Raw genomic sequence first — 26,186 nt, forward strand, 5'->3', positions numbered from 1 at the left:
TCCAGAACTTTTGATTATTCAAATACCGGCAGGCGGGAAAAGCCGCCTTGGCCTGGGCGCGGCCCGCAAGCCGAGGCCGAAGCGTCCCCGGTCAGCCGGGGACGGTCATGCGCTCAAAGCGCAGGCGTCAGTCCTTTGCCGCGCCATAGGCGCCGGCATAGGTGGCGTCCCGGAACACACCGGCCAGTTCGTCGGCATTCGGGCCGTAGAACTTGCCCTGGGTATGGAAGCCGTCGCCGGCTGCCGAGCCCGCTTCGAAGGCATTGCCATTGATGGCGGCATTGAAGACCAGATCATTGCTCAGGATGCCGCCGTCCGCGCCTATGGTGCCGATGAGCTGATGCGCGCCGAAATTGACATCGAACGATGCGGGCGTGACGACCCGGCCGGCGTAGCCGCCCGCGCCATCCGCGGCGCCGAATACCGCCGCTCCGGAATAGCTTGCCGTCCCCGTGGACGGCACGTCGGCCGCGAGCGTGGCATTGCCCTGCGCGAAGAAGGCGTCGATCTTGTCGGGATTGGTGATGCGGCTGATCCAGCTGCCGAACTTCGCGTATTGAAGGTCCCTGCTCGAATACAAGAACTTCTTCTGCGCGACGTTGGCGCTGTATTCAAATTCATGACTAGGCCCCTCCAGCGTGTATGCATCACCCTTGAGGCTGGGCAGCGTGACGTCGAAAGTGACGTCATTGCCGCCAACGTCGATGGTCACCGAGTTGAGGCTGTCGGAGTCGATGGGCTGGATGAAACCGACGCCTTGCTCGCCGCCCAGGCCGCCAGTCAGCGTCACCCCGTACCCCGAGACAGCGGATTCTATTTCCGCGTGCGCAACCCCGCTGCAAGCCAGCAGCACCGCAATCAAAATCACATTTTTCTTCATTTCAATTCCTTTCAAAAATGGCTGAAACAAGCTATTGAAAAATGGATGCCGCCAAGGTCTTGGCGGCCCTTTCCGTTGCACGTATGGCAACAGGACGGCGGCGCCGCGTTTTGGACGAAAACGCTTGCGCATGAACCTGCCCATTTCTTCAAGCTGATGCACATGCCATTCCCTTTCCCGAAGCGGGCCTCCGGATGGGCTCTGCAACTTCCCACCGCTCAACGCTACGAATGATAATGATTATCTTTCACTGGACGAACTGAATTTACAGAATATACTTTTGGCCCTTTCAGCCCTTTGCGTACTGCGCAAGCCGCGGGCGCGGGTTAGCGCGCGGGCCTGTGAAACAGGCTGCGCCGCACAGCTTTGCGCAACGGATATGTCTGGCGATGCGAAGCGTCAGGAGGTGGTGGCGGCCAGCGCGCTGCCTGCGTCAGGGTCGGCCGGCGCATCGCGCCCTACGCCGGCCGGGCGCCAGGCCGGCAGCGACAAGCAGACGCGCAGCCCCGGGCAGGCGTTTTCGGCCCATAGCGCTCCGCCCTGCAGCGCCATCATGCGGCGCGCAATGGAAAGGCCCAGGCCGAAACCATTGCCGCCGACACGCGGCTGGTCCAGGCGCGCAAAGGCCAGGAAAATGAACTCCAGCTTATCCTGCGGCACACCCGGGCCCCGATCCCGCAGTTCGATGCGCCAATTGCCGTTTTCGCGCCGGGCTGACAAGGTGACGATGCCGTCGGGCGGCGAGTGGCGGATGGCATTGCGCAGGATATTTTCCAGCACCTGTCCCAAGCCGGAGAGATTCGCCCTTGCCAGGCAGTCGCCGGGTGCCACTGCGCAGCGGATGCGTCCTGAGTCCCAGCCGCTTTCGAAGCATGCATCGCTGCGGATGATGTCCCACAGCATGGCCACGTCCACCGGCTCCAATGGCAAGTCAGGCGTGTCGGTCTCGAGCCAGATCAGCTGCAGCGTGTTGCTGATCAGCCGCTCCATGCCCTCCACCTCGTAGCCCAGGCGTTGGCGCAACATGTCCGCGTCCGGAGTTTTGTCGTTGAGCACGCGCAGGCGGCTAAGCGGCGTGCGCAGTTCATGCGACAGGTTATGCAGCAGCGTACGCTGGAGCTCGATGGTATTTTCGAGACGATCCGCCATGTGGTCGAAGGTTGCCGCCAGCCGGCCCAGTTCGTCCGTGCGATTGACCATCGGCGCGCCGATGCGGGCGGAGAGGTCGCCGGCCCCGAGCAGACTGGCCTTCCTGCCGAGACGGGATAGCGGCGTCATGAAGATGCGGTAGAGCATCAGCCCGAGCAGCAGCGAGAGCGCCACCGGCATTATGTGCAGCAGATTGGTCAGCGCGGCCAGATTGCGGCGCGGGTTCATGTGCCAGGGCAGTTCCATGACCAGGCGGTGCAGCCCGTCGGCGAATGGCAGGAAGACGGTGGTATTGTCGTTGCGCTGGGGGCGGCCCACGCTCCAATCCAGTTCGCGCATGAAATTGAGGCGCTTGCGCTCGCGGCCCCGCAAAGGAAGACCGTCCATCGTGCGCCCGTGTTCATCCACCACCTCGACCCAGACCTGTTCTTTCTGACGCACCATTGCCAGATAGGCGGCCAAGCCGCCGTTCCCCTGCTCTTTCCAGGCCAGCTCCGCCTGGCGGGCATAATTCCGCAGGATATCCTTGTCGGCGTCGGAAATGAATGAGGTAATTTGAATCAGCGACTCGCGCTGCTGGGCGTAGAGACCAATCAGCAGAAAGCAGAACACGGCCAAGGACGCGACCAGTTTCCAGAACAAGGAATGCCGGTTGGGGATTTTCATGCCGTCATCTATTCAACCTGCGGTTTTCAGTATATAGCCCGTGCCCCACGCCGTCTCGATGCTGCCTTCGGTGTAGCCAATCTTGAGCAGCTTGCGCCGAACGTGGCTGACGTGCATGTCGAGCACGCGATCGTGGCGCATGAACGGCCGATGCAGCACCTGCTGGTAGAGAAAGGCTTTGCTCAGCACCTCGTCGTGACGCAGCAGCAGCATCAGCAGACGATATTCCGTCGGAGTCAGACCGGCCCAGCGTTCACCGACCCGGACATCCTGCCGGCGCTCGTCGCAATGCAGCTGCGCGCCGCCCCGGAACGGCGTCCGCGCCTCGACGCGCTCGTAGGCCACGCGCCGCAGCAGCGCGGCAATGCGGACTTCGAGTTCCGCCATGCTGAAAGGCTTGGGCAGGTAATCATCCGCGCCTTGCACGAAGCCAGCGATGCGGTCGTGCTCCGACCCGAGCGCAGACATAAGAATGACTGGCACTTTATGGGTGGCGCGCACACGGGAAAGCACTTCGAGACCGTTGCCGCCCGGCAGCAGAATATCCATCAGCATCAAGTCGTACCGCCCGTCCGACAGCAGCGGCAGGGTGCTTGCGCAGTCGCAATTCAGGGTGACATCGAAGCCGATATCGTTGAGATGATTCTGCAACGCAAAGGCGAGAGTAAGATCATCTTCGATGACCAAAATCCGCTGGTTCTGGCACGCCATCATCGCCGCTTTCCTAAAAAACGCGTGGCACATTGCATACCTTCTGCACCGCCGCAGTGACAGGCGCACTCAACGGTTGCAGCGCAAGGCAATACGTACGCAGGCGGTCTTACCTTGGAAGCATCGCGAATTGAGGGCTAGGCGGCCGGAGGCGCCCCTGTACGAAGGCGACAGGAGTGGAATCAGAAAGCCACACACGCTCTTGATACGATAATGATATTCAGATTGATTTGCAACAACTGTTTACCAATGTCCTCGGCGCGATCAGCCCGGATCGGCATGCACATCCCGGCAAACACATATCTCAAAAACGATCCGACAAAACCTACGCCCCCATGCGCGGCTTGCGTTTGCGGCGCGCGGCGAAATGATCGTAGAGCCAGTCGGGAACGACCTGCAGCAGCTTGGCCACGCAGGCCATCTGCCACGGAATCACCTTGTACGACACGCCCCTGTCGATCGCCCGCGCGGCAAGCGCGGCGAAGCGTTCCGCCGGCATCAGGAAAGGCATTTTGTATGGATTCCGCGCCGTCATCGGCGTTTGGATGAAACCCGGCGCCAGGGTCACCACCTTGACGCCCGTCAGGCCCAGCTCCACCCGCAGGCTCTCGCAATACATCCTGACCGCCGCCTTCGAAGCGCTGTACGCCCCGGCTCCCGGCAGGCCACGCAGCGCGGCGACGCTGGCTATGCCCACCAATCGCCCCGCGCCTTGCTGCTTCATGGACGCAATGAAAGGCTCGAAAGTCGCTGCCGTCGCATTCAGGTTGGTGGCGATGATCGCCTCGAATACGGCATAATCATCGGGCTCCTCGGTCAGCGTGCCCGCGCTGATGCCGGCGCTGGCAATCACCACATCCACGCGGCCCTGCGCCAGGAAATCCCTGGCTGCCGCGTGCAGCGCGCCGCGATCGCGCACATCCAGCGCATAGACCCTGTGCCCATCGCCGGGCAGGCTGTTCTTCAAGGCCAGCAAGGCATCATGGCGGCGCCCCACCAGCCCCAATTGAGCCCCCCGCTGCGCATAAAGCACGGCGAGCGCGGCGCCTATGCCGCCGCTCGCTCCCGTAATGAAGACGCGCGTCATGGGCGGCGGCGCGTCATTGCCTGGGCAGGCCGGCGTGCAGGTCCTGCAGGGAATAGACTTTGAGGCCGCCCCCCTGGCGCAGGTACTGAAGGCCTTCCACCGCCGCGCACGCGCCGGCGATAGTGGTGAAGAAGGTAACCCGCGCCGCCAGCGAGTTGATGCGTATCGTGCGCGAATCGGCAATCGCATTGCGCCGCTCTTCGACCGTATTGATGACCAGCGCGATTTCGCCGTTCTTGATCATGTCGACGATATGCGGGCGGCCCTCGGTCACTTTGTTGACGACCTGCACTTCCAGCCCGGCCGCCTCGATGGCGGCGGCGGTGCCGCGCGTGGCGACGATCTTGAAGCCCAGAGTGATCAGGCCCCGCGCCACTTCGACGGCGCGCGGCTTGTCCTGTTCGCGGACGCTGATGAACGCCGTGCCCGATTCGGGCAGCGACACGCTGGCGGCCAGTTGCGACTTGACGAAGGCTTCGCCGAAGCTTTCGCCCACGCCCATGACTTCGCCGGTGGACTTCATTTCAGGGCCGAGTATGGTGTCGACCCCCGGGAACTTCACAAAGGGGAAGACGGCTTCCTTTACCGAAAAATACGCAGGCACGATTTCCTTGCGTATGCCTTGCTCGGCCAGCGTCTTGCCCGCCATCGCCCTTGCGGCGATCTTGGCCAGCTGCAGGCCGGTGGCCTTGGACACGTAAGGCACCGTGCGCGAGGCGCGCGGGTTGACTTCCAGCACGTACACGTCGCCATCCTGGATGGCGAACTGCACGTTCATCAGACCCTTCACGTTCAGGGCGCGGGCCATGAGCGAAGTCTGGCGCTTGATTTCGGCGATGACTTCGGCCGACAGCGAATACGGCGGCAGGCTGCAGGCCGAATCGCCCGAGTGCACGCCCGCCTGCTCGATGTGCTCCATCACGCCGCCGATGAACACCGTCTCGCCGTCGGCGATGCAATCGACATCGACTTCCGTGGCGTTATTCAGGAAGTGGTCCAGCAGCACGGGGGAATCGTTGCTGACCTTGACGGCTTCGCGCATATAGCGTTCGAGGTCTTGCTGCTCATGCACGATCTCCATGGCCCGGCCGCCCAGCACATAGCTTGGGCGCACGACCAGGGGATAGCCGATTTCGGCGGCGTGGGCCAGTGCCTCGCCTTCGGTGCGGGCAGTGCGGTTGGGCGGCTGGCGCAAGCCGAGCTTGGTCAGCAGCTTCTGGAAACGCTCGCGGTCTTCGGCCATGTCGATGGATTCGGGGCTGGTGCCGATGATGGGCACGCCATTGGCTTCGAGCGCGCGCGCGAGCTTGAGCGGAGTCTGGCCGCCGTACTGCACGATCATGCCTACCGGCTTTTCCTTGTGCACGATTTCCAGCACGTCCTCGAGCGTCACGGGCTCGAAGTACAGGCGATCCGAGGTATCGTAATCGGTGGAGACCGTTTCCGGATTGCAGTTGACCATGATGGTTTCATAGCCGTCCTCGCGCAAGGCCAGCGACGCGTGCACGCAGCAGTAATCGAATTCTATGCCCTGGCCGATACGGTTGGGGCCGCCGCCGAGAACGATGATCTTCTTGCGGTCGGTCGGCGCCGCCTCGCACTCGTCCTCGTAGGTGGAGTACATGTAGGCGGTGCGCGTGGCGAACTCGGCCGCGCAGGTGTCCACGCGCTTGTAGACGGGGCGCACGCCAAGCTGGTGGCGCAGCTTGCGCACTTCGGTTTCGGAGGTGTCCAGCAGAAAAGCCAGGCGGCGATCGGAAAAGCCGCGGCGCTTGAGCTCCCGCACGGTGTCGTAGTCGAGATCGGCCAGGGTCTTTTGTTCGAGCGCGAGCTCGATGTCGACGATTTCCTTGATCTGGGCGAGGAACCAGGGGTCGATGCGGGTCAGGCTTTGCACTTCTTCAAGAGAAAAGCCCTGGGCGAAGGCGTCGCCCACATACCAGATGCGTTCCGGACCGGGCTCGCCCAGTTCGATCTGGAGCTTTTCGCGATCCGTGGTTTTCTGGTTCAGGCCGTCGGCCCCGACTTCCAGGCCGCGCAAGGCCTTCTGGAAGGATTCCTGGAAAGTGCGGCCTATGGCCATGACTTCGCCCACGGATTTCATCTGCGTGGTCAGGCGCGAATCGGCGGCCGGGAATTTTTCGAAGGCGAAACGCGGCACCTTGGTGACGACGTAATCGATGGACGGCTCGAACGAGGCCGGCGTGGCGCCGCCGGTGATTTCGTTGCGCAGCTCGTCCAGTGTATAGCCGACCGCCAGGCGCGCCGCGACCTTGGCGATGGGAAAGCCCGTCGCCTTGGAGGCCAGGGCCGAGGAGCGCGACACGCGCGGATTCATTTCGATCACGATCATGCGGCCGTTGTCGGGATTGACGGCGAACTGCACATTGGAGCCGCCCGTGTCGACGCCGATCTCGCGCAATACCGCGATCGACGCATTGCGCATGATCTGGTATTCCTTGTCGGTCAAGGTCTGCGCCGGCGCCACGGTGATCGAATCGCCCGTATGCACGCCCATGGGATCGAGGTTTTCGATGGAGCAGATGATGATGCAGTTGTCGGCGCTGTCGCGCACGACTTCCATCTCGTATTCTTTCCAGCCCAGCAGGGACTCTTCGATCAGCAATTCGCTGGTCGGCGACGCTTCCAGGCCTCGCCGGCAAATGCTTTCGAATTCTTCGCTGTTGTAGGCGATGCCGCCGCCCGAACCGCCCATGGTGAAGCTGGGGCGGATCACCACCGGGAAGCCGGATACATTGGCTTCCTTGGCGATGCGGCGCTGCACTTCCCAGGCTTCATCGAGGCTGTGCGCCACGCCCGATTTGGCCGATTCCAGGCCGATTTTGGTCATGGCCTGCTTGAACTTCTGGCGGTCTTCGGCTTTCTCGATCGCGTGCTCGTTGGCGCCTATGAGTTCGACGCCGTGCTTTTCCAGCACGCCCTGGTGCACCAGGTCGAGCGCGCAATTGAGCGCGGTCTGCCCGCCCATGGTGGGCAACAGGGCATCGGGCTTTTCGCGCTCGATGATTTTTTCGACGGCTTCCCAGGTGATCGGCTCGATGTAGGTGACATCGGCCGTTTCCGGGTCGGTCATGATGGTGGCCGGGTTGCTGTTGACCAGGATGGTGCGGTAGCCCTCGGCTTTGAGCGCCTTGCAGGCCTGCGCGCCGGAGTAGTCGAATTCGCAGGCCTGACCGATGATGATAGGGCCGGCCCCAATGATGAGAATGCTTTTTAAGTCTAAACGCTTTGGCATAATTCTGAATTATTTTTGTCCGGCCATGAGGCTGATGAATTTATCGAATAGCACCACGATATCGTGTGGGCCGGGACTGGCTTCGGGATGGCCCTGGAAGCAGAACGCAGGGCTGTCGGTGAGCTCGAACCCTTGCAGGCTGCCATCGAACAGCGACACATGCGTGACGCGGACATTGGCCGGCAGGGTATCGATATCGACATTGAAGCCATGGTTCTGGCTGGTGATGAAGACCCTGCCCGTGCCCAGGTCCTGGACCGGGTGATTGGCGCCATGGTGGCCGGTTTTCATCTTGATGGTCTTGGCGCCCAGGCCCAGGCCCATGATCTGCTGGCCCAGGCAAATGCCGAATAGCGGTATTTTTTTGTCGATCGCCGCCTTGAAGGCGTCGATGGCATACACGCAAGGCTCGGGGTCGCCGGGGCCGTTGGACAGGAAGATGCCATCGGGCTTCAGGGCCAGCACTTCCTCGATCGGGGTCTGGGCCGGAACCAGGGTGATGCGGCAACCCCTGTCGACCAACAGGCGCAGGATGTTGGTCTTGATGCCGTAATCGTAGGCAACGACGTGGTAGCCGCTGTTTTCGGGCTGGGCGAAGCCCCGGCCGAGCTGCCAGGTGCCTTCGCGCCAGTTTTCGGCGTCCTTGATGGACACCACCTTGGCCAGGTCCTGGCCCGACATGCCGGGAAAGTTCCTGGCAAGCTCGACGGCGCGTTCGGCGTCGTCGCCCACCAATATGCAGGCGCCCTGGGCTCCGCCCTCGCGCAATATGCGGGTAAGCTTGCGGGTATCCACGCCGGAAATGGCGACGACGCCCTGGGCCTTCAGGTAGTCGGGCAAGGACTGGGTAGCGCGGAAATTGGACACGCGCAGGGAGCAATCGCGCACGACCAGGCCGGCCGCGTGAACGCGGCTGGACTCGACGTCTTCCGCATTGACGCCCGTATTGCCGATATGCGGATACGTCAGGGTGACGATCTGCCCGTTGTAGCTGGGATCGGTCAGGATTTCCTGATAGCCGGTCATGGCGGTGTTAAAGACAATTTCGGCGACGCAATAACCATCGGCGCCGATAGAGACACCCTTGAAGATGGTACCGTCTGCCAAGGCAAGAATTGCAGAAGGAAACCTGTTGGCCCCCTCAGGAAAGAGTGACGGCAGCACTGTAAACCCCGGTTGTAAAGTCAATAATTAAACCTTCCGATTATACCTTGAGACAGTCGCCGCCCAAAGAACGGGCGGCAAGTACCGGCCTCCACCCTGTGCGCGGCCCCAAAATGGTCTACATTAACAGACGCTTTCCCGTACTTGTTTAACAGTGTGAATATTATGCCCAATCAACTTGAAGCCCTGCGCCAGTTCACCACGGTGGTCGCCGACACCGGCGATTTCGAAACCATGCGCATTTATCGGCCCACCGACGCCACCACCAATCCGTCGCTGATACTCAAGGCCGTGCAAAAAGAAGAAAACCGGCACTTGCTCGAGAAAGTGGTCGCCGACCACAGTCAGGGTTCCAGCAGCGAGCTGGTCGACCAGTTGCTGATAGCCTTCGGGCAGGAAATATTGAAGATAGTGCCCGGCCGGGTCTCGACCGAAGTCGACGCGCGCCTGTCCTTCGATACCCAGGCCAGCATCGAGCGAGCGCGGCAGATCATCGAAATCTACCGGCGCGCCGGGATCGCGCGCGAACGGATCCTGATCAAGCTGGCATCCACCTGGGAAGGCATACAGGCGGCCAAGGTGCTGCAGGCGGAAGGCATACGCTGCAACATGACCTTGCTGTTTTCCTTGCCGCAGGCCCTGGCCTGCGCCCAGGCCAAAGCCCAGCTGATCTCGCCCTTCGTGGGCCGCATTTACGACTGGTACAAGAAATCGGCGGGCGGCCAGTGGGACGAAGCCGCCAATGCCGGAGCCGCCGACCCCGGCGTCAAGTCGGTAAAGCGGATCTATGACTACTACAAGGCCTATGACATCCCCACCGAGATCATGGGCGCCAGCTTTCGCAATATCGGCCAGATACAGGCCCTGGCCGGCTGCGACCTGCTGACCATCAGCCCCGAATTGCTGGGCGAGCTGGCCGCCAACACCGGGCCGCTCGAACGCCAGCTGGATCCGCAAGCCTCGAAACAGCATGCTCCGGAATGGCAGGCCAGCAATGAAGTTTCTTTCCGCACGGAAATGAACCAGGATGCCATGGCGACGGAGAAGCTGGCCGAAGGCATACGCGTGTTCGCCGCCGACGCCGTCAAGCTGGACGCGCTGATCGCCCAGGCGCGCCAGAAGTAGCGGAATGCGCCGCCGGCCCGCATGCGGGCCGCGGCGCGCGATCCGGCGGCCCTACAGCTTTTCGGTTTCCCCGGCCTTGGGCTTCCAGGACAGCATCCGGTCTTCGAACAGGGTGACCAGGCCGTCCAGTATCAGGGCGCAGACCGTCAGCACCACGATGCCGGCAAAGACGGTGTTGACGTCCAGCGTGCCTTCGGCCTGCAGGATGAGATAACCCACGCCGCTGGCCGATCCCAGGTATTCGCCCACCACGGCGCCCACGAAGGCCAGCCCCACCGAGGTGTGCAGGCTGGAAAACACCCAGCTGGTCGCCGACGGGATATAGACATGGCGCAGGAGCTGCTTGCGGTTGGCGCCCAGCATGCGGGCATTGTCCAGCAAAGTGGAGCTCACTTCGCGCACGCCCTGGTACACGTTGAAGAACACGATGAAAAACACCAGGGTGACCGCCAGCGCCACCTTGGACCAGATGCCCAGCCCGAACCACATGCCGAAAATCGGGGCCAGGATCACGCGCGGCATGGAATTGGCGGCGGTAATGTAGGGATCGAGCAAAGCGCTGGCCCCGCGCGACAGTCCCAGCCAGAGCCCGGCTGCCAGGCCCGCGATGGTCCCGATGAAAAAGGCCAGCACCGTTTCGGAAAGCGTCACGCCCAGATGCCGGTAGATGTCGGCATTGACGACGAACCATACCCAGACGACCTTGGCGATCTCGATGGGCTGCCCGAAGAAAAAAGCGAAGTTCTTGTCCCGCGCGGCAAAATGCCATGCCACCAGGATGATCACCAGCAGCAGGATTTGCCAGAACCGCATAGTGTAGGAATTTGATTTCTTGGAATTGGACATTTCAGGCCCGTTTTTGTTGGGCGTAGCCCTTTAGCACTTCTTCGCGCAAGACATCCCAGATAGCCTTGTGCAGCTCGATGAAGCGCGGGTTGCTGCGCACTTCGGCGACATCGCGCGGGCGGGGGATGTCGATATCGAATTCGCCTATGGGGTGCGTGGCCGGGCCAGCCGACAGCACGACCACCCTGTCGCTCATGGCGATGGCTTCGTCGAGATCGTGGGTGATGAAGAGCACCGCCTTGCGCTTGGCCATCCACAAGTCCAGGACCTCGTTTTCCATCAACTGCCGCGTCTGGACATCGAGCGCGGAGAACGGCTCGTCCATGAGGATGATATCGGGGTCGCGGATCAGCGTCTGGGCGAGCATGGCCCTCTTGCGCATCCCTCCGGACATCTGGTGCGGATAGCGGTCCTCGAACCCGCCCAGCCCCACCCTCTTGAGCCATTCGCGCCCCTGCTCCCGGGCCTGGGCGCTGGGCACATTGGCGAATTCGAGGCCCGCCATCACATTGGACAAGGCGCTGCGCCAGGGCATGAGCGCTTCGCCCTGGAACATGTAGCCGGCGCGGTGATTCACGCCCCGCAGCGTTTTGCCAAACACTTTTATTTCGCCCGACGAGGGGGCCAGCAAGCCGGCCCCCACATTGAGCAAGGTGGATTTGCCGCAGCCGGTAGGCCCGACCACCGAAACGAACTCGCCCGGGGCGATGGCGATCGAGGCCTGCTTTACCGCGGTATAGCCCTGCTTGTCGCCGTCGTGCGAAGCGAAGGTGCAGGTGATGTTGTCAAGCAATAGTGCAGCGTCAGGCATTCGGATACTTCTTGTTGGCCTTGACCACGAAATCGTTGGTCGAGATTTTCGTGATGTCGATCTTATCGGTCGGGAAGTTGGGCACAAAGGCGGCCAGGGCCTTCAACGCGGTTTGCGGGCCGTCCTGGGCGACGCTGCCGTCGGGCGACAAGGCTTCCTTGTTGCCCTTGAGCGCCAGCTTGTACAGGTCCGGATCGCCCAGCAAGTACGATTGCGGCACCACTTTGGCGATGTCGTCCGGGCTGGCGGCCTGTATCCACTTGTCGGCGCGCACGATGGCGTTGGCCAGGGCCTGGGTGGTGTTGGGATTCTTGTCGATGAATTCCTGCGAGGTATACAGGCAGCCCGACGGCATGTTGCCGCCGAAGATCTGCATCGTGTCTTTCAGGGTGCGCGTATCGGCAATGACTTTGACCGCGTCTTCCTTGATCAGCGTGCTGATCACGGGATCCAGGTTGGCCATGGCGTCGATCTGCCCGGTGCGCATGGCGGTGATCGCGCCGGCGCCGGCGCCCACCCCGATGAAGGAAACATCGGTGGGCTTGAGGCCATGCTGGGCCAGGAAAAAGCTGGCCATCATGTTGGTGGAGGAACCCGGCGCGGTGACGCCGATTTTCTTGCCTTTGAGATCGGCCGGGGTCTTGTAGCCGGCCATGGTCTTGTTGGACACCACCAGCACTATCATGGGCGCGCGCCCCTGCTGGGCGAAAGTGCGGTAGGCCTGGCCCTTGGACTGCAGGGTGATGGTGTGCTCGAAGGCGCCCGAAACCACGTCCGCGCTGCCGCCGACCACGGCCTGCAAAGCCTTGGAGCCGCCGGCGAAGTCCGCGATCTGGACATTCAGGCCTTCTTCCTTGAAGTAGCCCTTGATATCGGCGATGGACAAGGGCAGGTAGTAGATCAGGGCCTGGCCGCCCACGGCGACGACGACGTCTTTCTTTTCGAGTTGCTGGGCCTGGGCCATGCCGGGCGCGACGCTTGCGGCGCCCGCGACACCAGCCAGTTTAAGTAAATCGCGACGGGATATGGACATTAGGGGTCTCCTGGGAAGTATGAATTTTTTCACATCTTACCCGAGAATGCAGCCGCTGCTCATCGGGATTTGTATTGATAAACATTGTTTATTCCATGCGATGCAGGGCGATCCGGCGCCGGATTATGTGCTGCGCCTTTCCATCAGCGCCCAGGCGATGGTGCCCGCATCGACGTATTCCAGCTCGCTGCCCGCCGGCACGCCGCGCGCCAGCCGGGTCACCGACAGCCCCCGCGAGCGCAGCAGCTCCGACAAATAATGCGCCGTGGTTTCGCCCTCGGCCGTGAAATTGGTGGCGAGTATGACCTCTTGCACCACGCCGTCGGTGGCGCGGCTTATCAGGCGGTCGAACTGCAGCTCATTGGGCCCCACGCCTTCCAGCGGCGCCAGCCGCCCCATCAGCACGTAGTACAGGCCGCGGTAGCCGTGGCTGGACTCGATCATGTTCTGATCGGCGGGCGTCTCGACCACGCACAGCACCGCGGGATCGCGCTTGGGATTGGCGCAGGTGGCGCAGATATCGTCCTCGGCAAAGCCATTGCAGCGCGAGCAGTGGCGCAGGCCCTGCACCGCATTGGACAGGGCGCGGCTCAGCTGCTCGGCGCCGGCCAGGTCGTGCTGAAGCAGATGGTAGGCCATGCGGCGGGCCGAACGCACACCGACGCCGGGCAAACGGCGCAAGGCATCGATCAGCGTCTTGAGCGGCTCCGGCTCGGGCAGCGGCTCGTCCATCAGAAGGGCAGCTTCATTCCTGGAGGCAAAGGCATGCCGGCCGTGACGGCCGACATTTTTTCCTGCGACGTGGCTTCGGCTTTGCGCAAGGCGTCATTGAAGGCCGCGGCCACCAGGTCCTCCAGCATGTCCTTGTCGTCGGCCAGCAGGCTGGGATCGATAGTGACGCGCTTGACGTCGTGCCTGCAGGTCATCGAGACTTTCACCAGGCCGCCGCCCGAACCGCCCTCGACGACGATGTCGGCAAGCGCGTCCTGCGCCTTTTTCATGTTTTCCTGCATTTGCTGCGCCTGGCGCATCAAACCGGCAATCTGACCTTTCATCATGGCTAGCTTTCCTGAAGTAAGAGAGTAAGTGGGACTGGCGCCTAGGCGGCCCGGCTCAGGGGCGCGGCGCGTATGGAACCCGGCACCACCTTGGCGCCGAATTCGCTAATGAGGGTCTGAACGAAGGGATCGGCCGCCACGGCTTGCTCGGCCTCTTGCTGGCGCACGGCTTTTTGAGCCTGCTCGACCGCATGGGCGGTTTCATCGCCCGTGGCGCCATATTCCACATTCAGTTGGACCACCGTGCCGAAGTGCTCGGACAGGACGGTGCAAAGCCGCGCCTTGCCGGGGCTTTCGGCCAGCGTGCGGATCGCCACGCGCAAATTGATCTGCTCGCCCTGCACGCCCAGCCATTCGCTCTGGCGCGCCAGTTCGGCGGCCAGTCCGGTGACCGGCAAAGTGGCCGCCAGGGCGGGCCAGGCCTGGCCGCTCATGCCGCGCAAGCGGGGCGACCTGGTTTTCTTGCGTTCCGCCGCAAACACCGGCGCGGCCAGTTCGACGGCGCCCTGCAGCGTGTCTTCGGGCATATCGAAGCCGGGATCGCCCATGTCGACCGGCTCATAGCGGCCCTCGTCCATGGGTTCGAATTCCTGAGGCTGCGCGCTTTCGAATTCCCGGGTCTGCAGGGTTTCGAAGGCGGCATCCTGCTCGTCCGCCCGGACGGCCTGCCGGGCGGACGGATTAGAGGGCTGCCGGGCCGCCGCGATCGGAGGTTCGGGCTGGCTGGGCTGGCTGGGCTGGCTGGGCTGGCTGGGCTGGCTGGGCTGGCTGGGCTGAGCCTGGCTGGGCTCCGGCCGGCTGGCCCGCGGCGCCGACGGCGCGGGCGCCTCTTCCCAGGCGGGGGTATCATCAAGCCCGGCGGGATTCGCCACGGGCGCTGCGACCGCTGCGACAACGGCCTTGGCCGCCGAAGGGCTGCTTGCACGCAACGACGCCGTGGTCGCAGAGGCATCGGCAACCGGCTGAGGGGATGGCTGCGCCGGCGCAGGGGCGGCGGGCGCCGAAAGCGGCGCCGCATCGGTCGGTGTCGGTGTCGGTGTCGGTGTCTGAGGCGGGTCGGCGGGGGCCAGCGACCCGGCCGGCACCAGCGCCAGCATGCGCAGGCAGGCCATCACAAAGCCCGCGTATTCGTCGGGCGCCAGCGACAGTTCCTGGCGGCTATGCACCGCCACCGAGTAGAACAATTGCACCTGGTCGGGATGCAGGACGGCCGCAAGCTGCGCAATATCGCCGGCCTGCGGGTCATCGGCCGGTATCGTGCCGGGAATGCGCTGCTGGATGGCGACGCGCGACAGCAATACGGCCAGATCGGCCAGCGCCCCCGAATAGGACAAGCCGCGCGACGCCAGTTCGTCGGCCACGCGCAATACCTGCGTCGCATCGCCCGCCGCCAGGGCCTGCAGCAGTTCGACCAGATGCCGATGGTCTATCGTTCCCAGCATGCCCTGCACGGCATCGGTCGTGAGATTGCCGGCGCTGTAGGCGATGGCCTGGTCGGTCAGGGACAGCGCGTCGCGCATGGAGCCCGATGCGGCCTGCGCCAGCAGGCGCAGCGCGGGCGTTTCGAACTGCATGTCCTCCTGGCCCAGCACCTCCTGCAAATGCGCCACGATGGCTTCCGCCGTCATCTGCTTCAGGTTGAACTGCAGGCAGCGCGACAGGACCGTGACGGGTATTTTCTGCGGATCGGTGGTGGCCAGGATGAACTTCACATGCGGCGGCGGCTCTTCGAGCGTCTTGAGCATGGCATTGAAGGCATGCCCGGTCAGCATATGGACTTCGTCGATCATGTAGACCTTGAAGCGCCCGCTGCCCGGAGCGTACACCGCCTGCTCGAGCAACTGCGTCATTTCTTCGACGCCCCGGTTCGAGGCGGCATCGAGCTCGACATAATCGACGAAACGGCCCGTATCGATTTCCGTACAGGCGCGGCAAACGCCGCAAGGGGTGGCGGTAATGCCGATTTCGCAATTGAGCGACTTGGCCAGGATGCGCGACAGCGTCGTCTTGCCCACGCCGCGCGTGCCGGTGAACAGCCATGCATGATGCAGGCGCTGGGTGGACAGGGCGTGCGTCAGCGCCCGGACCACGTGGTCCTGGCCTATGAGGGTGTCAAACGAACGTGGCCGCCATTTACGCGCCAGTACCAGATAAGTCATGCGAAAAGCTTAAAGCCGGAGGCTATCAGACGATAAACGAAAAGTGTACCGGATTAGACGCAAGCTTGGGGTATTCGGGGGGATAAACAGAAAAACAAGAAGGCGAGCCTGACTTCGGCACTGATTCTGAGCGACTATGGCTGCTTCGTTCCCGACCTGACCAGTTTCACCGCCGAACCATGCGAAGGGGCCCGCCAAGTAAGAGTTTAACAGGGTTTGCGGTTTCAGTAATCCACCCACACATCGGCCCGGGGAAAGTACAGGGCGCCGCGCGCGGGCCGCCCGTCCAGGGCGCTGACATGGGCGCAGTAGCGTTCGATTTGCTCGCGGTAGCGCTCGCGCATGCGGCCGGCGAAAGCATCGCGCGTTTCGCCGCCTTGCGGCACGCCGGTCTTGTAGTCGACGACGAGCCAGTCCTGCTCCTGCGAAATCGCCAGGTCTATCACCGAGACGCGGCCGCTCACGTCCAGCAGCGACCATTCCCGGTGGGCGCGCGCGGCCCATAGCAGCCACCGGCCCTTCGGGCTCTCCAGGGTGGCCGCCAGGGTGTCGCGCAATACCTGGGTGGCGGCATCGACCGCCGCCCCGACCAGGCCGGCGCGGCTCAGTTGCTTGCGGAAGATGGGCAGGCTGCCGTCGACGCGCTCAACGGACCAGGCATCGATGCCCTCCTTGCCTATGCGCTCCAGCCAGGCGTGAGCCACTGTCCCGACCATGCTCTCGTGGCCGGAATCCGGCCGCCAGGCCCAGCCGCCGGCCTGCGGCGGAACGATTTGCGGCGCGGCGGCGGCCGGCAGCGATTGCGCCGCCATGCGCACCAGCAGGCGCTGCGGCCGGGGAGCGTCGGGCGCCGCGCCATCGCCGCCCAGTTCGGCAAGCTCGGGAATCTCGGGCGCTTGCATGTAGTCCCACAAACGCCCCAGCAAGGAAGCCGGCTCGGGCCTTTTCATGGCGGGCCCGTCCTCCAGCGTTACGGCGCCTATCAAATGCAGTTGCTGGCGGGCGCGCGTCAAGGCCACGTACAAGAGCCGGTCGGCCTCGTAGGCCGCGCGCTTCTTGTCGCGCCCGGCCAGGTACACCGACACCGGGTCATGCTCGTCCGATACCTTGTGCTTGATCGGGCCCAGCAACAGCTCGCCGCCGCTATGCTCGAAACGCAGCAAGGGCGGAGTATCCCCCTTGGGCCGGCGATGCAGGCCGGCCAGGATGACGGTGTCGAATTCCAGCCCCTTGGACTTGTGTATGGTCATGACCTCCACCGCCTGGCCGCTGCCCTCGGGGGCCGCATACAGTTTTTCCAGCCGCTCGTCCAGCGCCGCCGGATCCAGGTTGCCATAGGGGGCCAGCTCTTCGACCAGCCGCAACAGCCGTTCGGCATCGGCCGCATCGCTCTGGCTGCTGTAGACGGCCGGCCCGCCCAGGCGCTGCCAGCAGCTCTCCAGCCAGGCGGCGAACGGGATGGCGCCCGAGGCATTGCTGGCGTCCAGCAGCACCGCGGCCGCGTGCCGCATGCGCTTGGCTTCCATTTCGTCCAGCCCGGCCCCGCCGCCCTGCGCCAGCCACTTGGCCAGCAGCGCGGGCACTGCCGCGCGCAAATCGGCGCCGCACAAGGCGTGCAGGCTGGCCAGGGTCAGGCCGCACAGCGGCGAGCGCAGGACCGACAGCCAGGCCAGCCTGTCGGCCGGATGCGACAAGGCGCGCGCCAGTTGCGCAAGGTCTATGACCACTTGGCGGGACTTCAGCGATACGAGCTCGACGGCGCGGCAGGGAATATTCTGCTGGGCCAGGCGATGCACGATGCTGTCCAGGTGGCTGCGGGCCCTGACCAGTATGGCCACCGGATGCTCGCTGTCCGGATGGCGCGCCAAAGCCTCATTGGCCAGCTGTATCGCGATGGATTCGGCGGTGGCGGCCGGGTCGCCGGACTCGGGATCCTGCGCGCCCTTGAGCGTCCATACCGGATGGAACTCCACGCCCAGGCCCTCCACCGCGTCGTTGAACGCCACCGAGTCCGTATAGCGGATGGCCCCCAGCCCGGGATGGTCTTCTTTGGGAAAAATAGGCCGGCAAGTCTTGTTCACCCAGTCCACCAGCTGCGCCTGGGAACGGAAATTGTCCTTGAGCTCCAGCGGAGTCAGGGCAACCTCGCCCAGGCCGCGCTCTTTTACCGTCAGGAACAAGCCCACTTCGGCCTTGCGGAAACGATAGATCGACTGCATGGGGTCGCCCACCAGGAACAGCGTGCGGCCATCGCCCGCCATCCAGCCCGAAGTCAGGCGCTCGAGCAGCTGGATCTGCGATTGGCTCGTGTCCTGGAACTCATCGACCAGTATGTGGCGGATGACGGTATCCAGCGCCAACAGCAGGTCGCTGGGGTCGTCGACCTGCCCCAGGGCGTCGAGGGCGCGGCGCGAGATTTCGGTGAAATCCACTTCGGCCGCTTCGGTAAAGCAGACATTCAGCTGGGCGGCGGCCAGCCACAGGACTTCGATGAGGACGCGCAAGGTTTCCTGCTGCTCGCCGCTGTAGCCGCCGCGCGGGGCGCTGCGGATATCGGCCAGGGCCGCGACCCAGGGCTCGGCCTCCGGCACCGCCTTGATCCAGGCGAGGAAATCATCTTTGTAATCCGCCTTGGCTTCGAAGCCCTGGCGTATATTGACTGTGCGCCGCAGCTTGTTTTCCTTGGTCAGCAGCACATCGGCCAAGGCCTGCCACTGCGCCAGGCAGGATATGTCGCTATCGAAAGCCTCGCCTCGCCAGTCTTCCAGGATGCACCAGTCCTCGGGCGCGCCTTTGCCCGCCAGCACGCTGGCCGCGCGCGACACCATGGGGGCGAGCGCGCCGGCCCAGCCCGGCGGCATGGCCTGGGACAGGCGCTCCAGGTCCGACTGCACCGCCCGGTCCAGGTTGTCGAGCAATTGGTCGACGTCGCTGCCCGGCGCAAGCAGCGGCAGCCAGTGGTCGCGGCTGGCCAGCATATCGGCCAGCAGGCCCTGCGCGCTTTGCCGGTTGACGTCCAGGTGCGAAATCAGCCTGGCCACGGCGTCGTTCTCGTCGGCCATGGCCAGCGTGGCCTTGGCCGCCGCCTCGTAGTGTTCCCTGGCATTGTCGGTAATGCCCGGCAAGCCGCCCAGCGAACTGAGCCACGGCATCGCCCTGACCAGATAGGTGCAAAACGAATCTATGGTGCGTATGCTCAGGCGCGCCGGGTATTGCAGCAGGTTCCAGCCCAGCTCGTCATTGCGCTGCATGGCCTTCTGCGCCAGTTGCCAGCTGCGCTGCTTGTAGGACTCGGCCGGACATGGGCCCCTGCCCGCCGCAAGCTTCCCAAGCACGCGCGCATGCATCTCCGAGGCGGCCTTGCGCGTGAAGGTAATCGCCACGATTTCCTCGGGACGGTTCACGGTGGCAAGCAGCGCCAGGATCCGGTCGGTCAGCAATTCGGTCTTGCCCGAGCCGGCGGGAGCCTGGATGATGAAGGAGCGGGCCGGATCGATGGCGGCGGCCCGCACGGCGCTGTCGCTGGGCTGCTTAATCGGCATGCCGGTACTCCTCGGTCAGGCGCAGGAAAGGCAGGACATCGCAGAACCTGATGTCGTCCGGGCGCAGGCTTTCATTGCGCGCCACGCCCGCGGCATATTCCCGGGCCAGGCTTTCGATGGTATGGCGCCATTCAGACATCAGCCTGTCCCAGGTATAGCCGGCGAAGGCCGGCCATTCGTTCACGGCCGACAATCCATCGAGGCCGTAATCGCCGTCGACCAGCCCCTTCACCTGTATCCCGCGCGCATGCAGCCTGGCCAGGACCAGCGCGGCAACCGCCTGGTCCTCGCCCGCCAGCACCGCGGCATAAAAAGGCAGCTGCAAGCCCACCGGACGCTGGCGCATCCAGTCCGGGCGCGGGTCGATGTCGCTGTCGCCCGCCTTGTAATCGATGACCGCCAGGCGGCCGTCATGCAATTCGTCGATGCGGTCGAGCCGCAGATTCAGTTCGAGCGGGCCGTGCGACCATTGATAGCTCTGCTCCACATCGCGCACCCTGAATGGCGCGCGCGCCGCTTCCAGCGCCAGCCACTCTTCCAGCACCCGCAAGGCGCGCGCGGTCTCCAGCGAGCGCAGCGCCGCGCCGTAATCCTGCAGGCATTCATCCGCCGCCTGCCGCAGGGCCTGCTCCAGCAAGCCGGCCAGCCGTCCATCAGCCTGCAGATCCCTCAAGCCCTGCTGGTCGGGCACCATGCGCCACACCAGCTCGATCGCCCGGTGCAGAAATATTCCGCGCGCGTTCTGGTCGGAAATATCGGCGTAGTCCACCATCTGGCTCGCGCCCAGCCGGTACTTCACGAAAGCCCACAAGGGATTGCGCGCCTGGGTGTCTATGACCCCTATGCCGCCGCGCGTCTTGCCGCCCGCCTGCAAGGCCGGCCCGTGATCGTCCAGCACATATTCGAGCGCGCAGGCGCCCTGCTCCACGGCTTGCGCCGCCATCTCGGCGATATCCAGCCCGGCGATGAAAGGACTGGGCCGCAATTCGCTTTCGCCTTCGTGCAGGGCGTGGCTGAGCAGCACCTCGGGCGCGCAGGCCAGCAACGCGTCGTACATGGTCTGGGCCCAATGCAACTCCCGGTCGGGCGTGGCGCGCGGCGCATTGGCCTGGCGCAGGGCCGCCAAGGGAATGAAGGGGTTGGGCTTGGGCACCGCGGGCAGCACGTCGTCGGTCAGGCCCAGCACCCACACCCCATCCCAGCGCCCGCCTTCCGATTCCAGGAAGCCGAGCACGTCCAGCCGCGCCCCCGGATCGCGCTGCGGCTGGAATGGCGTCTCGCGCGCCAGGCGGCTCAACATGGCCACCGCCCCCGAAAAACCCGATGGCCCGACCGCGGGCGCTTGCCGGGCGAGGCGATCGACCAGGCTATCGAAGGCTTCCACGACCTGGTAGGCATGGCTGTCGAGGCCCGCCTGGCCGGGAAACCCGAGGGCTTGCAGCCATAGCCGGAAGCGCCGTGTCCAGGCATCGATGTCCGCCGTGCCGGTCTGGTCCGGCCAGGCATCCTCGCAGAGCTTCCAGGCGGCGCCCAGGCTGGGGGCGTGCCGTTCCAGCAGGCGCCGGAAGTCGGCAAGCGACACCCTGGTCGTGGCCTGCCTGCGCCAGAACGCGTCTATCGCGGCACGCCCTGGCGCCTCGCGCGCATCGCCGGCGCACCCTCCGGCCAGCAGCGCCTGGCCCAGGTCGGCCGGCGCGCAATATTTCTTTTGGGCGAACTGGGCCACTATGCGCAGCCAGGCCAGCGCGGCGCGCACCAGCGGCCATTCCGCCAAGGGCCTGGCCACCGCGATATTGTATGGAACCGGCCTGCCCTCGGCGTCGGCGCCCAGGGCGGCGCGCAGGCTGCGATGGGCCAGCACCACATCGGCCTCGAGCCTGGCGGCCACGATGGCATAGCGTCCGGCGGGATGCCGCCGCAAATTGTCCGCGGCCCAGCGCGCCGCCATGCGCCATTCATGGTCCGGATCGGGCGCGGCGACGCGCCGCAGGTCGCCGGCCTTCTGCTGGCGGCTGTCCAGGGCGAGCACCTCTATGCCCTGCGCCTGCATGGCCGCCAGCACGCTGGAGAAGCGCGGCGATACTTCATTGAACCCGGCCAGCACCAGCGTCGTGAAAGGCAGGGAAAGCAAGCCGCCATGCATGGCGCCATGTATTCTTTCGTAGGCCAGGTTGCCGTCCTCCAGATCCATGTCGGCCAGCATGGCCCGGTAATGCGCGCGCCATACCTGGAAACGCTGATATTCGGCGGTTTCCAGTTCGGCCGGCACCTTGATCCGCCATTCATCCAGCAAATGGTCGGCTTGCGCCGCCAGGCGCGCGGCCTGCGCCACGTCCAGCAGGGCATGGTCGGACTCCACATCGGCAATCACGCGCTGCCACAGGAATTGCGAGCCGAAGGCATCGACAGTGTGCGAGGCCAGCTCCGAACCGGGAATGAACGACAACTGGTCGGCGGCCTGCGCCAGCCAGCCCGACAGGGGAATGATGTCCGGCACGGCCATCACCCGGCGCGTCTCGCTCAGGCTGGCCGACAACTCGGCGAGAATGCGGCGCGCATGCCGGTTATTGACGGTCAGGATCAGGGTCGAGCCGGGGTTGAAATCCGAAAGACCATCCGGGGAAACGGATGCGTAGGCAGCTATCATTGTTCCAGGGCGCCATGCTGATAAGTAAGAGCGTCATTCTAACGGCTTACCTCCCGGGCTATGCTATTTTCAGGGCGTCTTGCGTGATGCCCGGCGCGGCGCGGCCGGATGGGAACAACTGCTGCGGCGAGCAATTTGCCACTATCCTGCCATTTTCGATTTGATACACATGGTCGGCCAGCGCCACCACGTCGGCGGGATCGTGGGTAATGAGGATGGTGGGAATGTTCAGCCTGGCCTGCAGCGCAGCCAGTTCGCCGCGCATTTTCTGGCGCAGGGTGGAATCCAGCGCCGCCAGCGGTTCATCCAGCAGCACCATCCGTGGCTCGACGGCCAGGGCGCGCGCCAGGGCCACGCGCTGTTTCTGCCCGCCCGATATTTCGGCGGGGTAGCTGCCGAGGATGGCTTCCAGCTCGAAGGCCTCGATCCAGCGGCGCGCCGCCTCGGGCAAGGCATTGCGCCGCGGATTGAGCCAGCCCTTCTTCAGGCCGAAACCGATATTCTGCGCGACGTTCAAATGCGGAAACAAGCCGTAGTTCTGCTGCAGGTAAGCCAGGTGGCGCGCCTGCGGGGCCAGGAAGACCCCCTGCTCCGAGCTGTACAGGGTGACCCCGTTCACCTGGATATAGCCGCTGTCGGGGCGCAGCAAGCCAGCAATGGCTTGCACCGTAAGAGTCTTGCCCGAGCCCGATGGGCCGAACAAGGCGATGCGCGGGGCCGCCGATTCTATCGCGATATCCAGTGTAAATTCGCGCGCGCCAGCCTGCAGGCGCCGCTTGATGTGCATGCTGATCATCACGACCTGTCCCTCGACCCTTTTATGCGCAGATTGTCAGGCAGCAGTTGGCTGGCTATCCAGAGCACCGCGATGCAAGTGAAAGACGTCACCAGCACAAGGATGTTCGCAAGATCATCGTTGCCGGCCTGGACAGCCTCGTAGATGGAAATCGACAAGGTCTGGGTGCGCCCGGGTATGCTGCCGGCTATCATCAAAGTGGCGCCGAATTCGCCCAATGCCCGCGCAAATGCCAGCAACACCCCCGCCAGGATGCCGCGCAGCGCCAGCGGCAGGGTGACCCTGAAGAACACGCCGGGAGCGCCTATGCCCAATACCCTGGCCGCATCCTCCAGGGTATGGTCGACACCCTCGAAGGCGGCGCGCGCGGCCTTGAGCACCATGGGGAAGGCCACCACCGTGGCGGCAATGACCGCGCCCTGCCAGGTGAACACCAGCTGGATTCCGAATTGTTCCAGGAAGGGCCCGAGCCAGCCGCGGCGGCCCAGCAGCACCAGCAGGTAATAGCCGATGACGGTGGGGGGCAGCACCATGGGCAGGGTGAGCAGCGAATCGACGACGTCGCACCAGCGCGAACGCCAGCGCGACAGGCCATAGGCCATGGCGATGCCCAGGATCGCCGCGAAAAAGGCAGCCCAGCCCGCAACCTTCAAGGAAAGCAATAAAGGAACGGTGAGGCTGCTCATGCGCAGGGCCTCTTACGGTTTGGAAAAACCGTATTTGGCCAGGACGGCCTGCCCTTGAGGCGAGAGGATGTAAGCCAGGAAGTCAGCGGCCTGGGGATTGCGCTTCTCGCGCTGCACCAGGGCGATGGGATACAGCACCGGTATGGGCGAAGGCAGTGTTTCAATGACCGTTACCTTGCCCTTCATGATGGCCGCGTCGGTGGCGAAGACAAAGCCCGCGTCCACTTCGCCGCGCGCCACATAGTCCAGCACCTGGCGCACATTCTGGCCCAGGACTTCCCTTTTCTTCACGTCATCCCAGTTGCCGGTTTTCTCGAGGCCGGCCTGGGTGTAGCGCCCCACCGGGACGGTGGCCGGATTGCCGAACGCCACGCGCTTGACGCTCGCGCCCTTGAGGTCGGCCAGCGATTTGATCTTGAGCGGGTTGTCGGCGGGCACGATGAGGACGACTTCATTGCGGACGAAATCCTTGCGCGACGCCGCGTCGATGACCTTGGCTTCGACGGCCTTGTCCATCGCCTTCTGGTCCGCCGAGGCGAAGATATCCGTCGGCGCGCCGTGGATGATTTGCTGGACCAGGACGTCCGACGCGGCGAAACTGTTCAAAACCTTGGTGCCCGGATGCTGCTGCTGGAACTGCGTGCCCAGTTCAGTGAAAGCATTGGTCAGGCTGGCCGCCGCCGACACGACGATATCGTCGGCCAGGGCCGTGGCATTCCATCCCAGCGTAGCAAAAACCGCTGTTGCGATAAATCGTTTCAATTTCATTGTTTTCCCCGATAGACAGCTGTTGTGAAGATTACATACTGGACGATTTCGTAATATATCCACCTATATAGCGATAGTCAAACGCAATGGTCAAGCTTGTTTGAAATAGATCAGGCCGGCCGCCGATGGGATAAGATGCGGATGACCAGGCGAGGCCGGATCCGGCCCCGCCTTTCCCATCCATACGCCGTATCCGCGGCATTTTCCATGGCAACGAACTTGGTTTTTTCGCCCCCCGCTTCCATCGATACCTTTATCGATGCCGTCTGGCTGGAAGACGGCCTGGCGCAGAACACGCTGTCGGCCTACAGGCGCGACCTCGGCGCTTTCGCGCTGTGGCTGCACGGAAAAAAGGGCAAGGCGCTGGAGCAGGCGGACGCGGCCGACATCCAGGACTGGTTTGCCGCACGCCATGCGACCAGCAAGGCCACTACCGCCAATCGCCGCCTGGCTGCCCTGCGGCGCTATTACCTGTGGGCCCTGCGCCACGGCCTGGTGTCCAGGGACCCCTGCCTGACCCTGCGCGCGGCCAAGCAGGCGGCGCGCTTTCCCAAGACCCTGTCGGAAGACCAGGTGGACGCCCTGCTGCAGGCCCCCGATGAGCGCGGCACCCTGGGCCTGCGCGACCGCGCCATGCTGGAAACGCTTTACGCCACCGGCCTGCGGGTCAGCGAACTGATCAACCTCAATGTGCTGGACGTGAGCCTTACCGAAGGCGTGGTGCGCGTGAACATGGGCAAGGGCGGAAAAGACCGCCTGGTGCCGCTGGGCGACGAAGCGCAGCACTGGATAGACTTGTACATGAAACAGGCGCGGCCCGAATTGCTGGGGCCGCGCCGCTGCGATGCCCTGTTCGTGACGGCGCGGGCCGCCGCCATGACGCGCCAGTCGTTCTGGCTGATCGTGAAAAAGCACGCGCTCCAGGCCGAAATCCATACGCCCTTGTCGCCCCATGTGCTGCGGCACGCCTTCGCCACGCATTTGCTGAACCACGGCGCCGACCTGCGCGTCGTGCAGATGCTGCTGGGGCATGCCGATATTTCCACCACGCAGATATATACTCATGTGGCGCGCGAAAGGCTCAAGGCCCTGCATGCCAGGCACCATCCGCGCGCCTGAACAGGCGGGCGCGGGCACATAAGCACATAAGCACATAAGCATCGACATCATGGCAAAAGACAAGCACGTCTCGGAAACTCCCGCCACCCAGTTTCTGAAAAAAAACCAGGTCGCCTACAGCGAGCATCCCTATGAATATGTAGACCACGGCGGCGCCCTGGAAGCGGCAAGGCAGCTGGGCCTGGAGCCGCGGCAGGTCGCCAAGACCCTGATCATGGAAGACGAGAGCGCACGGCCGCTGATCGTCGTCATGCACGGCGATTGCGAAGTTTCGACCAAAAACCTGGCGCGCCAGATAGGCGCAAAAAAAGTCGGCCCATGCAGTCCCGAGACGGCGCAGAAGCATTCGGGCTACCTGGTGGGCGGCACATCGCCTTTCGCGACCCGCAAGAAAATGCCGGTCTGGATCGAGGCGGGGCTTCTGGAGTTGCCGGTGATCTACCTGAATGGCGGCCGGCGCGGCTATTTGATAGGCGTGCCAGCGTCGGCGCTGAGCGGCTTGCTGGGCGCCAAACCCGTGAATGTGGCCTTGGCCAAGGGCTAGGCGCCAGCCCCGATAATTGAGTGGCGTCCCCGGCAGGAATCGAACCTGCAATCTTCCCTTAGGAGGGGAAAGTTATATCCATTTAACTACGGGGACTCGGCCGAAGGGGGCAATTATAAGACACTCTGCCCGGAAAAAA

At 63.9% G+C, this 26,186-nt stretch carries 20 protein-coding genes, 1 tRNA gene and 1 other RNA gene; 3 read left to right on the forward strand and 19 right to left on the reverse strand.

Going from position 1 to position 26,186, the window contains the following annotated elements; genetic code table 11:
• Positions 1 to 127: 127 nt before the first annotated feature.
• From BUB23_RS17495 to carA, 6 genes are all read right to left on the reverse strand, one after another.
• The gene (locus BUB23_RS17495) at positions 128 to 880 is read right to left on the reverse strand and encodes a transferrin-binding protein-like solute binding protein (protein WP_073105399.1); all 753 of its coding nucleotides are present in this window, start codon (positions 878 to 880) and stop codon (positions 128 to 130) included.
• A gap of 399 nt (positions 881 to 1,279) precedes the next feature.
• On the reverse strand, positions 1,280 to 2,695 hold the full coding sequence (locus BUB23_RS17500) for a HAMP domain-containing sensor histidine kinase (RefSeq protein WP_073105403.1): 1,416 nt from the start codon (positions 2,693 to 2,695) through the stop codon (positions 1,280 to 1,282).
• A 12-nt stretch (positions 2,696 to 2,707) separates the two neighbouring features.
• Entirely contained in the window at positions 2,708 to 3,409 is a 702-nt protein-coding gene (locus BUB23_RS17505) for a response regulator transcription factor (protein WP_178372335.1), read from the reverse strand.
• Positions 3,410 to 3,731: 322 nt separating this feature from the next.
• Positions 3,732 to 4,493: an SDR family oxidoreductase gene (locus tag BUB23_RS17510; protein ID WP_073105407.1), complete on the reverse strand. Its 762-nt coding sequence runs from the start codon at positions 4,491 to 4,493 to the stop codon at positions 3,732 to 3,734.
• Between the two features lie 13 nt (positions 4,494 to 4,506).
• Positions 4,507 to 7,749: a carbamoyl-phosphate synthase large subunit gene (gene carB / locus BUB23_RS17515; RefSeq protein ID WP_073105410.1), complete on the reverse strand. Its 3,243-nt coding sequence runs from the start codon at positions 7,747 to 7,749 to the stop codon at positions 4,507 to 4,509.
• A gap of 9 nt (positions 7,750 to 7,758) precedes the next feature.
• Positions 7,759 to 8,913: a glutamine-hydrolyzing carbamoyl-phosphate synthase small subunit gene (gene carA / locus BUB23_RS17520; RefSeq protein WP_073105415.1), complete on the reverse strand. Its 1,155-nt coding sequence runs from the start codon at positions 8,911 to 8,913 to the stop codon at positions 7,759 to 7,761.
• A gap of 165 nt (positions 8,914 to 9,078) precedes the next feature.
• On the opposite strand from carA, the gene tal reads away from it, so the two are divergent.
• Positions 9,079 to 10,038, forward strand: coding sequence for a transaldolase (tal, locus tag BUB23_RS17525; RefSeq protein ID WP_073105419.1), 960 nt, complete (start codon positions 9,079 to 9,081; stop codon positions 10,036 to 10,038).
• A gap of 51 nt (positions 10,039 to 10,089) precedes the next feature.
• Here tal and BUB23_RS17530 read toward each other — a convergent pair whose 3' ends face one another.
• From BUB23_RS17530 to modA, 12 genes are all read right to left on the reverse strand, one after another.
• Positions 10,090 to 10,884 carry an ABC transporter permease gene (locus BUB23_RS17530; RefSeq protein WP_073105422.1) on the reverse strand — a complete coding sequence of 265 codons (795 nt, stop codon included), beginning with the start codon at positions 10,882 to 10,884 and terminating at the stop codon, positions 10,090 to 10,092.
• 1 nt (position 10,885) lies between these two features.
• Positions 10,886 to 11,695, reverse strand: a complete 810-nt coding sequence (locus tag BUB23_RS17535; RefSeq protein ID WP_073105425.1) for an ABC transporter ATP-binding protein — start codon at positions 11,693 to 11,695, stop codon at positions 10,886 to 10,888.
• Positions 11,688 to 12,728: an ABC transporter substrate-binding protein gene (locus BUB23_RS17540; protein WP_073105428.1), complete on the reverse strand. Its 1,041-nt coding sequence runs from the start codon at positions 12,726 to 12,728 to the stop codon at positions 11,688 to 11,690. The genes BUB23_RS17535 and BUB23_RS17540 overlap by 8 nt, the downstream gene beginning before the upstream one ends.
• A gap of 123 nt (positions 12,729 to 12,851) precedes the next feature.
• Positions 12,852 to 13,460, reverse strand: coding sequence for a recombination mediator RecR (recR, locus tag BUB23_RS17545; protein ID WP_073105430.1), 609 nt, complete (start codon positions 13,458 to 13,460; stop codon positions 12,852 to 12,854).
• Positions 13,460 to 13,786, reverse strand: coding sequence for a YbaB/EbfC family nucleoid-associated protein (locus BUB23_RS17550; protein WP_073105433.1), 327 nt, complete (start codon positions 13,784 to 13,786; stop codon positions 13,460 to 13,462). Before BUB23_RS17550 ends, recR begins: the two co-directional genes overlap by 1 nt.
• A gap of 41 nt (positions 13,787 to 13,827) precedes the next feature.
• Positions 13,828 to 15,945 (reverse strand): DNA polymerase III subunit gamma/tau, encoded by a 2,118-nt coding sequence (locus BUB23_RS17555; RefSeq protein ID WP_073105436.1) that lies wholly within the window; start codon positions 15,943 to 15,945, stop codon positions 13,828 to 13,830.
• A gap of 98 nt (positions 15,946 to 16,043) precedes the next feature.
• Positions 16,044 to 16,141: signal recognition particle sRNA small type (gene ffs, locus BUB23_RS17560), an RNA gene on the reverse strand.
• Between the two features lie 28 nt (positions 16,142 to 16,169).
• Positions 16,170 to 19,487 (reverse strand): UvrD-helicase domain-containing protein, encoded by a 3,318-nt coding sequence (locus BUB23_RS17565; protein WP_073105439.1) that lies wholly within the window; start codon positions 19,485 to 19,487, stop codon positions 16,170 to 16,172.
• On the reverse strand, positions 19,477 to 22,134 hold the full coding sequence (locus BUB23_RS17570; protein WP_073105442.1) for a PD-(D/E)XK nuclease family protein: 2,658 nt from the start codon (positions 22,132 to 22,134) through the stop codon (positions 19,477 to 19,479). Before BUB23_RS17570 ends, BUB23_RS17565 begins: the two co-directional genes overlap by 11 nt.
• A gap of 58 nt (positions 22,135 to 22,192) precedes the next feature.
• Complete coding sequence (locus BUB23_RS17575; RefSeq protein ID WP_073105445.1) at positions 22,193 to 22,930, reverse strand: ATP-binding cassette domain-containing protein; 738 nt, start codon at positions 22,928 to 22,930, stop codon at positions 22,193 to 22,195.
• Positions 22,930 to 23,616: a molybdate ABC transporter permease subunit gene (modB, locus tag BUB23_RS17580; protein ID WP_073105448.1), complete on the reverse strand. Its 687-nt coding sequence runs from the start codon at positions 23,614 to 23,616 to the stop codon at positions 22,930 to 22,932. Before modB ends, BUB23_RS17575 begins: the two co-directional genes overlap by 1 nt.
• Before the next feature lie 12 nt (positions 23,617 to 23,628).
• Positions 23,629 to 24,384 carry a molybdate ABC transporter substrate-binding protein gene (gene modA, locus BUB23_RS17585; protein WP_073105450.1) on the reverse strand — a complete coding sequence of 252 codons (756 nt, stop codon included), beginning with the start codon at positions 24,382 to 24,384 and terminating at the stop codon, positions 23,629 to 23,631.
• 207 nt (positions 24,385 to 24,591) lie between these two features.
• Between modA and xerD the strand changes: the two genes are divergently transcribed.
• On the forward strand, positions 24,592 to 25,503 hold the full coding sequence (gene xerD, locus BUB23_RS17590; RefSeq protein ID WP_073105453.1) for a site-specific tyrosine recombinase XerD: 912 nt from the start codon (positions 24,592 to 24,594) through the stop codon (positions 25,501 to 25,503).
• Between the two features lie 49 nt (positions 25,504 to 25,552).
• Positions 25,553 to 26,047 carry an aminoacyl-tRNA deacylase gene (locus BUB23_RS17595; protein WP_073105456.1) on the forward strand — a complete coding sequence of 165 codons (495 nt, stop codon included), beginning with the start codon at positions 25,553 to 25,555 and terminating at the stop codon, positions 26,045 to 26,047.
• Between the two features lie 21 nt (positions 26,048 to 26,068).
• Here BUB23_RS17595 and BUB23_RS17600 read toward each other — a convergent pair.
• Positions 26,069 to 26,143 (reverse strand) — tRNA-Arg (locus BUB23_RS17600).
• Positions 26,144 to 26,186: the final 43 nt, after the last annotated feature.

Origin of the sequence: Pollutimonas bauzanensis (genome assembly GCF_900129885.1) — a bacterium.
GTDB lineage: Bacteria > Pseudomonadota > Gammaproteobacteria > Burkholderiales > Burkholderiaceae_B > Pollutimonas > Pollutimonas bauzanensis.

What these genes read in the sequence shown, in the direction of transcription:
- BUB23_RS17550 (WP_073105433.1), bottom strand. Translation starts at nt 13,786, where the DNA reads ATGATGAAAGGTCAGATTGCCGGTTTGATGCGCCAGGCGCAGCAAATG.
- BUB23_RS17575 (WP_073105445.1), bottom strand. Translation starts at nt 22,930, where the DNA reads ATGATCAGCATGCACATCAAGCGGCGCCTGCAGGCTGGCGCGCGCGAA.
- BUB23_RS17540 (WP_073105428.1), bottom strand. Translation starts at nt 12,728, where the DNA reads ATGTCCATATCCCGTCGCGATTTACTTAAACTGGCTGGTGTCGCGGGC.
- modB (WP_073105448.1), bottom strand. Translation starts at nt 23,616, where the DNA reads ATGAGCAGCCTCACCGTTCCTTTATTGCTTTCCTTGAAGGTTGCGGGC.
- BUB23_RS17595 (WP_073105456.1), top strand. Translation starts at nt 25,553, where the DNA reads ATGGCAAAAGACAAGCACGTCTCGGAAACTCCCGCCACCCAGTTTCTG.
- BUB23_RS17570 (WP_073105442.1), bottom strand. Translation starts at nt 22,134, where the DNA reads ATGATAGCTGCCTACGCATCCGTTTCCCCGGATGGTCTTTCGGATTTC.
- recR (WP_073105430.1), bottom strand. Translation starts at nt 13,460, where the DNA reads ATGGACGAGCCGCTGCCCGAGCCGGAGCCGCTCAAGACGCTGATCGAT.
- BUB23_RS17500 (WP_073105403.1), bottom strand. Translation starts at nt 2,695, where the DNA reads ATGAAAATCCCCAACCGGCATTCCTTGTTCTGGAAACTGGTCGCGTCC.
- carB (WP_073105410.1), bottom strand. Translation starts at nt 7,749, where the DNA reads ATGCCAAAGCGTTTAGACTTAAAAAGCATTCTCATCATTGGGGCCGGC.
- BUB23_RS17495 (WP_073105399.1), bottom strand. Translation starts at nt 880, where the DNA reads ATGAAGAAAAATGTGATTTTGATTGCGGTGCTGCTGGCTTGCAGCGGG.
- tal (WP_073105419.1), top strand. Translation starts at nt 9,079, where the DNA reads ATGCCCAATCAACTTGAAGCCCTGCGCCAGTTCACCACGGTGGTCGCC.
- modA (WP_073105450.1), bottom strand. Translation starts at nt 24,384, where the DNA reads ATGAAATTGAAACGATTTATCGCAACAGCGGTTTTTGCTACGCTGGGA.
- BUB23_RS17505 (WP_178372335.1), bottom strand. Translation starts at nt 3,409, where the DNA reads ATGATGGCGTGCCAGAACCAGCGGATTTTGGTCATCGAAGATGATCTT.
- BUB23_RS17565 (WP_073105439.1), bottom strand. Translation starts at nt 19,487, where the DNA reads ATGCCGATTAAGCAGCCCAGCGACAGCGCCGTGCGGGCCGCCGCCATC.
- BUB23_RS17535 (WP_073105425.1), bottom strand. Translation starts at nt 11,695, where the DNA reads ATGCCTGACGCTGCACTATTGCTTGACAACATCACCTGCACCTTCGCT.
- BUB23_RS17530 (WP_073105422.1), bottom strand. Translation starts at nt 10,884, where the DNA reads ATGTCCAATTCCAAGAAATCAAATTCCTACACTATGCGGTTCTGGCAA.
- xerD (WP_073105453.1), top strand. Translation starts at nt 24,592, where the DNA reads ATGGCAACGAACTTGGTTTTTTCGCCCCCCGCTTCCATCGATACCTTT.
- BUB23_RS17555 (WP_073105436.1), bottom strand. Translation starts at nt 15,945, where the DNA reads ATGACTTATCTGGTACTGGCGCGTAAATGGCGGCCACGTTCGTTTGAC.
- BUB23_RS17510 (WP_073105407.1), bottom strand. Translation starts at nt 4,493, where the DNA reads ATGACGCGCGTCTTCATTACGGGAGCGAGCGGCGGCATAGGCGCCGCG.